Origin of the sequence: Streptomyces sp. CB01635, assembly GCF_002803065.1 — a bacterium.
Taxonomy (GTDB): Bacteria; Actinomycetota; Actinomycetes; order Streptomycetales; family Streptomycetaceae; genus Streptomyces.
Genome location: NZ_NNBL01000056.1, coordinates 1 through 6934, shown reverse-complemented (window position 1 = coordinate 6934; position 6934 = coordinate 1). Strand labels below are relative to the sequence as shown.

The 6934-nt window shown below is 65.7% G+C and carries 8 protein-coding genes and 2 pseudogenes; 3 read left to right on the top strand and 7 right to left on the bottom strand.

Annotated elements, in window-relative coordinates:
• Nucleotides 1-56: 56 nt before the first annotated feature.
• A complete protein-coding gene (locus CG723_RS45770) occupies nt 57-560 on the bottom strand; it encodes an NUDIX hydrolase (protein WP_100599471.1) in 504 nt (167 codons plus the stop codon).
• A gap of 55 nt (nt 561-615) precedes the next feature.
• Between CG723_RS45770 and CG723_RS48600 the strand changes: the two are divergent.
• A pseudogene (locus tag CG723_RS48600) lies at nt 616-749 on the top strand (transposase); the annotation flags it as partial.
• Nucleotides 750-823: 74 nt separating this feature from the next.
• Here the strand turns inward: CG723_RS48600 and CG723_RS45765 are convergent.
• The 3 genes from CG723_RS45765 to CG723_RS46750 all read right to left on the bottom strand — a co-directional run bounded on the left by CG723_RS45765 (nt 824) and on the right by CG723_RS46750 (nt 2728).
• A complete protein-coding gene (locus CG723_RS45765; protein WP_100599470.1) occupies nt 824-1441 on the bottom strand; it encodes an NUDIX hydrolase in 618 nt (205 codons plus the stop codon).
• A 140-nt stretch (nt 1442-1581) separates the two neighbouring features.
• Entirely contained in the window at nt 1582-2226 is a 645-nt protein-coding gene (locus CG723_RS45760; RefSeq protein WP_159032742.1) for a hypothetical protein, read from the bottom strand.
• Nucleotides 2216-2728: a hypothetical protein gene (locus tag CG723_RS46750; RefSeq protein WP_159032741.1), complete on the bottom strand. Its 513-nt coding sequence runs from the start codon at nt 2726-2728 to the stop codon at nt 2216-2218. Before CG723_RS46750 ends, CG723_RS45760 begins: the two co-directional genes overlap by 11 nt.
• 73 nt (nt 2729-2801) lie before the next feature.
• On the opposite strand from CG723_RS46750, the pseudogene CG723_RS45755 reads away from it, so the two are divergent.
• A pseudogene (locus CG723_RS45755) lies at nt 2802-2998 on the top strand (transposase); the annotation flags it as partial.
• 76 nt (nt 2999-3074) lie between these two features.
• On the opposite strand, the gene CG723_RS45750 reads toward CG723_RS45755, so the two are convergent.
• The 3 genes from CG723_RS45750 to CG723_RS45740 form a co-directional block, all read right to left on the bottom strand.
• The gene (locus CG723_RS45750) at nt 3075-3626 is read right to left on the bottom strand and encodes a hypothetical protein (protein WP_234374904.1); all 552 of its coding nucleotides are present in this window, start codon (nt 3624-3626) and stop codon (nt 3075-3077) included.
• Between the two features lie 214 nt (nt 3627-3840).
• Nucleotides 3841-4326, bottom strand: coding sequence for a DUF402 domain-containing protein (locus CG723_RS45745; RefSeq protein ID WP_234374903.1), 486 nt, complete (start codon nt 4324-4326; stop codon nt 3841-3843).
• A gap of 179 nt (nt 4327-4505) precedes the next feature.
• Entirely contained in the window at nt 4506-5156 is a 651-nt protein-coding gene (locus CG723_RS45740) for an HAD family hydrolase (protein ID WP_100599472.1), read from the bottom strand.
• 337 nt (nt 5157-5493) lie between these two features.
• On the opposite strand from CG723_RS45740, the gene CG723_RS45735 reads away from it, so the two are divergent.
• Nucleotides 5494-6744 (top strand): MFS transporter, encoded by a 1251-nt coding sequence (locus tag CG723_RS45735; RefSeq protein WP_234374902.1) that lies wholly within the window; start codon nt 5494-5496, stop codon nt 6742-6744.
• The last annotated feature ends 190 nt before the right edge of the window (nt 6745-6934 follow it).

Here is a 6934-nt window from a genome sequence, read left to right as displayed (position 1 = left end):
GCACATCTGAAGAAGCAGTCATACACAAACTAACGACGGATCTCCGGCGCAGGACACTAGGACTTGTCCGGGCGATCTTCGATGGCTCGTGCGATGAGGTCGTGGATCAAGAACTCCCCGGGTCTGCGGTTCTCTTTGAGGACGGAGAGGTTGTCGGGGTTGAACCAGTCGTAGGCAGAGTGCTTGGACCATTCCAGAGTGGGGTGGTCCAAGTCGCCGTCGACCTCGATGAGATAGTCCGCCTCGTGACGGAGTCCACCGCCGTCGTCCCCCGTCCAGGTTGTGGTGCCAAGGAACCGCCGCACGTGGGTCAGGCGCCAGCCGGTCTCCTCCTCAACCTCGCGTGCGAGGGCCTCCAGGACCGTTTCCCCAGCCTCGAGGTGACCACCCACGATGTCCCAGGTATCGGGAAACAGGCGACGGTCTGGGCTCCGCTTTTGGGCGAAGGCCTGGCCGTCCAGGTTGAGGATGACGGCGCCGACTGTCCAGACCTCGCCTGAGGCGGGATGGGGCACCTCGACATCGTCGTTGACAGTGAACGACGGGTTGTGAATGGGCATGACCGATAGCGTAAGACGGACGTTTCCGCGGCATGCCGATTTCGTTGTGGCGGGCATGGGGCGGGGAGATCTGAGTGATGCCGAGTGGGAACGGCTACGCCGTTCCTGCCGGTCAGCAACAGGCGTTGTGGCAGGTGGAGGGATCACCGGCAGGTGATCGACGGGATTCTGCACCGGGTGCGGACTGGAGCGGTGCTGGTGTCGTTGTCGGCCTTGTGCCGTCGTGGCCGGGGCGTACAGCACTGTGGACGGCCGGGGGGAGGCTACCCGCAATGCCTTCCGGCCCGGGCGTGCTGCAGCTTGTGGGTGAAGCGGTGCATGTGGGGGTCGAGCAGCTCGTCCGACTCCTCGAGCACCTGCTCGTCGGTCAGCCACCGGATCGCGTTGAACTCGCCCTGGTCGTAGGAGGTGATGGTGTCAGCGTCGGCGGTGAGGAGGTACCAGAGCGAGACGTCAGTGTGTGCGCCCTGCCCCCGCGTTTCGGTGACGGTGAGGAAGAGGGGATGCTCCCCCGTGATCGGCGACGCTACGGCCTCGATGCCCAGTTCCTCGCGGCATTCGCGGGCCACCGCGGCCCACGGGTCCTCGCCCGGCTCGACGTGTCCTCCGGCCGGCAGCCACAGGCCCGCCTTGCGGTGCGCGACGAGCAGCAGTTGCCCACACGATTCGTCGAGGACGACGAAGTAGCTCACCAAGTGCCTCGCCGGAACATCCGGCTTGCGCACCCTGTAGACCGGGGCTCCGCCAGCAATCCACTGCGTAGCGGTCTTCAGATGGGTACGCTCCAGGTCGTCCCACGGTTCGATTGCGCCGACCAGCTCCAGAAGGTGGCCACGTGACTGGTCGTCAGGGGTGGTGAGCTGGCGGTCTGGTGAGGTCATCCGCGCATTCTGGCAGGAGACACTGACACATGGCGACGAGACCGGCAGTCTCCGACCAACTGACCGCCGACGCGAGCGGGTGGGGAATTACGTGACGCTTGCCCTGGGGGAATACGGGCTCTGTCGCTGATCTTGTGACGTCAGCCGTCGAAGCGGGTCCAGTCGACGGGGAGGTCGGCCAGCGGTTCCAGGGCGCTTCGGTGGGTGGCGCCGGCCCAGACATCGAATTCTTCGCCGACCTCGTTGCTGACGTGCACCACGAGGCCAGGGGCCACGTAGAAGTGGGTGGGTGCCCAGGGCCAGAAGGGGCGCAGGGGTACAGGGTGCAGTGCTTGGGTGAGTTGAGCGACCTGTGTTGCCGTGAGCCTGCGCGGCAAGGCCAGGTAGTCGGCGCCCATGGAGGCCTCGAAGAGGGAGAACTGGATCAGGAAGCCGCTGAGCGGTTCCTGTTCGGCGATCGGTTCCTCGTCGAATTCACGGAACCAGACAGTCGGATCGGCCTCAGGTCCGTCTAGCGTCCACAGGAGCGACCAGAGGAAGCCTCCTTGGTTCTCGACGCCAAAGACGAGCATCTCCCCGAGATGGTCGGTGTGCAGGTCTGGCTCGGGCAGGATGCGGTTCTGGGTTCCGAGGGCACCCGACCGCTGCTTCGCGAGCCGGTACAGCTGCCTCAGTCCAGCAGGCAGGCGCGACGGAGCGCAGGTGGCAGGTGGTTCAGTGGCGCCTGCGGCGGGGTACCAGCCGGTGACGAACTGTTCCAGCGCTGCCGCACGGTCACCGTTCACATTCCTGAGCCACTCGAGGCCCGGCAGGTCCACGGGGGGGAAGTGGTGGGCGTACACGGTTGAGGAGTTGTCGACTCAAGGGTGCTTCAAAGCGCAGTTCGCAGTTGATGAGAACGCCGTCGGATGTGCTGGCCTGGCTCACCTTGGCAGTGCCCAGGTCCAGGACCTCTTCTTCGAGACGGACCGCGATGTGGATGGGCAACGAACGTCCGTCTGTGCCCAACAGTGACCCCATCAGTCGCTCTGCGACCGGGGCTGGTGCGGGCCCGATCAGACGGACCTCCTCAGCGCTCCACACACCGCTCCTGGCGGGTGCGTCACTCGCTTCCACGATGATCACCATCCCCGCCTGGCCTATGACGATGCTGGCGCCCCCCACCATGAAGCGCCCGGCGCTCACCGAGCTACCGACGAGCACAGATACGTGCTCCTCATCGAATACCAGCGCCGGAATGACGGCGGAGCCCTGATCAGTCATCCCCGCATCATCCTCGACCACCACTGGGCATCCCTAATGTCTGCCAGCTGTGACCGTCACAAGATCAGCGCCAGAGCCGAAATACGTGACCGCCTACAACGTCAGCCGCACCATGCGGCAGCTGATCGATGCCCGGTCATGGCTGACCGTCTACCAGTTGCCGCCGTACGCCCCAGAGTTCAACCCGGTCGAGGGTGTGTGGTCACACCTGAAGCGGTTGCTGGCCAACCTCACCAAACACAGCCTCGACCAGCTCACGCGCTGGTGAAGACGCGGCTGAAGCGGATGCAGTAGCGACCCCGCCTCATCGAGGGCCTCATCGCCGAAACCGGGCTCGACCTCGAACCTCTGTAACCTCGGTAAAGATCGCCTAGAGGTAGGAGGCCACCAGGTCCCGGTCCACCGTGATGGTGTCGCGATCCAGTGCGGGCAGCCCCAGATGGTCACAGATCAGCTGGGTCAGCTGCTCCTCGTAGATCTCGTTCTGATGGTCCAGTCCGGCCGCCGTGATGAGGGGGGCCAACTTGTTGGGCCAGTACTCTCCGACGCAGTCGGGGCCTTCGTAGTCGATGCAGGACGATATCTGGCCGTCCTTGTAGTGGTACCCCTTGGGTCCGTGGGCCTTGGCAATGCACGGGTTGGGAACGAACACCATCAGCTCAGCGCCCTGGGGGCACAGCTCGCGATAGTCGATCCCGTCGTAGTCGTCACGGGAAGGGTTGAACATGTGGTGCACGATCACGCCCCAGCCGCCGGGTGCCGTGTCGTTGCCGTAGGCGAACGGCGGCCGATGCTGTGCGGACAGACCTTCGGCCATGGCGGCCAGGCTGGTCCCCTTGAAGTAGACCAGGACGGTTTCGTCTTCCCCGTACCGCTTTTCGTCTATCCACGCTATGACTCCGCAGTCGATCCAACTTGTCATGCTCGGCAACATAACCGGCGCCACTGACATACCAGCGCACAGAGCCGCTACTCGACGTCAAGACCCATCGACTCACCCGCGCCGTCGAGGCGCTCAGGCACATCCAACCGCCGTAACCCGCACGGTTGAGGATCTCTAGCTGCGGGGAATTACGTGATCGTCCACAGACGCTGGTGTGAAGTGCGGTTGTGGTGCCGCATCAGGTCTGCTGAGCTCAACGGACTTGGGCAAGCCACGCGCGGTAGCGGGTAGCGAATGGTTCGGTGCCGTCGCGCAGCGCTGCTGACAGCCACTCCGCGGTGTTCTCTGCGTGGCTGATGACGTGCTGCGGGTAGCCGTAGCGGCTCTGATGGGTGGCGAACTCATCCTCATCGGCGATGTGGACGGATCCGTCTGCACGTGTCCGGCAGACGTCCAGGTCCAGGTCGACCGTGGTGACTTCACCCGTGTGTACCCACTTTGGCGGCGTGGTGACGTCGCAGTACACATCCAGCTGCGCAGGTGCCTCCTGGAACATGGCCGTCCACCAGGCGTCACGGGGAATAGGCATGACGCGTGGCTCTTGAGTGGCGTAGACCTCGGACTGTTCGCCCTTGCCGTAGATCGTCCCGATCGACTCACCGAGCCAGACCCCGTACTCGTCCTGTCCCAGCCGCACCATGGTGTGGTGCCAGTGCAGACTGCCGTCGAACTTGCGCACGACGACCCGAACCTCTCCTCCACCCATGGAGGGAGGCTACGGTGTGCACGCCAACCGGTGAACCCTCCTGGTCAGAGCACGAGCGGGCCGGTGATCATCCGGGTGAGCCAGCCGAGGATGCGGTCAGTAACCGCGGCCTCGAGGTCGTGCGGCCGCAGCCCGTGATCAACATCCGACGATCACGCCTGGGAGAGGAGAGCCGGCAGGTTACGCATGTCATCAAAGACCACTGTGCCCGGTCCGTGCAGCCACTGTGCCGGGGTGAGCCCACCGCAGTAGCCGAACACCCGCATGCCAGCGGCGCGGGCAGCCTGCACACCATAGCGGCTGTCCTCGACCACGGCGCAGACCCCAGGGTCGAATCCCATTCGCCGTGCCGCGTGGAGGAAGAGGTCAGGTGCCGGCTTGCCGTGGGCCACTTCCGCCGCGCTGTAGATGCGACCTTCGAAGCGCGGGTACAGCCCGGTCAGACCCAGAGTGTGGCGAAGACTGGCATGCGTACTGCTGGAGGCTACACAGGTGGGCAACTGGATTTCGTCGAGGGCCTCCACCACGCCGTCGACGGCGGTGAGTTCGGCTTCCATGGCCTGACGGTACAGCCGGTGCTGCTCCGCCTCCCACCCGTCCCGGAGCCGGTAGCCGAGGTGCTTCTCGACCTCGGTGATCATGTCTGCGTGTGAGCGGCCTACAAAGCGTTCGACGATCTCACCCTCGCTGAGCGGCCAGCCGAGCAACGCCAGGCTCCTCGCGTCCACGCGTACTGCGATGCGCTCGCTGTCCACCAGAACGCCGTCACAGTCAAATATCAAGAGTTCAATGGGTTTGATCACGCCTGCATGGTAAGGGAGGGGCGCCCAGTCCATCCCTTGCTGCGCACGCCTCCACCTCGGCACGCAACCAGCCCCGCGCCGGGGCTGGCTGGGTGTCTGCTTAAGCCTGCACCGCCGCAGGGTGGGCAGCAGCCGAACGACGGCAAGGAGCTGCGCTTCACCAGGTCGGCCACTTGGGGCGAGCCCGATGCCGCGACCGCGCAGGTCACTTGAGGGTGCCTTCATTTGCCGACACGGCCTTCGGGATGGAGCATTCGTCGGGGCCCGCCTCGCGGTTGGGGCACGCGATCTTGGTACGACTGCGGCGGGTTCTGCGGCCGCTGCTAGCCTGCCGTCCGTGATCAAGGGCGGCCTGGCAGGCCGAATAGGCCGCATGGCAGGGGACAACGGGCCGGAGCGCGTGCTGATCGGCGCCAGTTTCGTCAACCGGGTCGGCAACGGTCTGTTCAACGCGGCGGCGGCGCTCTATTTCACCTTGGTGGTGGGCCTGCCCGCGGTGCAGGTCGGCGCCGCGCTCACCATCGGCGGAGTGATCGGCTTGTGCACGGGGATCCCCGGAGGGCATCTCGCCGACCGGCGCGGGGCGCGCTCGATCATGATGCTGGCCCTGACGGTCCAGGCGATGTCGATGGCGGCCCTCCTCGTCGTCGAGAGCTGGGGTGCGCTCACGATTATCGCTACGGTCGATCAGATGGCCGCGGCGGCTGGTGGGGCGGCCTGGGGCGCTCTGGTGGTCCGGGTGGGGGGTGATCGCCCTGCCCTGTTCCGGGCGAGGTTGCGCACCTTCGTCAACCTGGGCGTCTTTCTCGGGACGGTGGGTGCCGGGCTGGCGCTGGCCGCGGACACCCGTGGCGCCTATGTCACGCTGATCCTCGGCAACGCGGCGAGCTTCGCCCTGTGCGCGGTGTTTCTGCTTCTGCTGCCCCGCTATCCGGTGCTGGCAGCGCCGCCGCAACGGCGTCGCTGGCTCGCTTTCACGGACCGCCCGTTCCTGACGTTCACCGCCCTCTACGGGGCCATGGGGCTGCAATACCCGGTGGTCTCCCTGCTCCTGCCGATCTGGATCTCCGAGCACACCGAAGTGCCGCGCTGGACGGTGGCCGCACTGTTCGCCGTCAATGCCGCCTTCTGCGTGCTGATGCAGACCAGGATCGGCTCCCGTATCGAAACCCTGCACGACGGTGGCAGGGCGTTTCGCACTGCGGGGCTGCTTTTCCTCGTCAGCTGCCCGATGATGGCGCTGGCGGCGTACACCCCTGTCTGGGCGGCGGCGGGACTGGTCCTGGCAGCGATCTTCGTCCATAGCCTGGGAGAGGTTTGGGAGTCCTCGGCGGGCTTCGCCCTGGGTTTCGGTCTTGCCCCCGACCATGCCCAGGGTCAGTACCAAGGTGTCCTCGGCCTCGGCTTCAGCGCGGGCCAGGCTCTTGCCCCCGCGATCCTCACCACGGTGGTGCTCGGCCTCGGGGCGGCGGGCTGGCTGATGTTGGCGTTGTTCTTCGCGGCGCTGGGCGCTGTCGGCCCCTCTCTTGCCCGCTGGGGCACGCGAACCCGGCCGCAGCCGGGCGTTACTGCGGAAGGGACGGGATGACCAGGGCATAGGTGTCAGGAGTCTTCTGCCTGGCGAGGAAGGGTGTGCGTGCAGCGCGCTGACGCTGGAGTAGTGAAGGGCATCGGTGGTGAGGGTCTGTCCGGTGGGTCACCAGGGCCCGTTGCCTGCCTTCTAGTGTCCTGCGCCGGAGATTCGTCGGCAGAAGCGGGCGAGTGAGTCGAGGATCTCT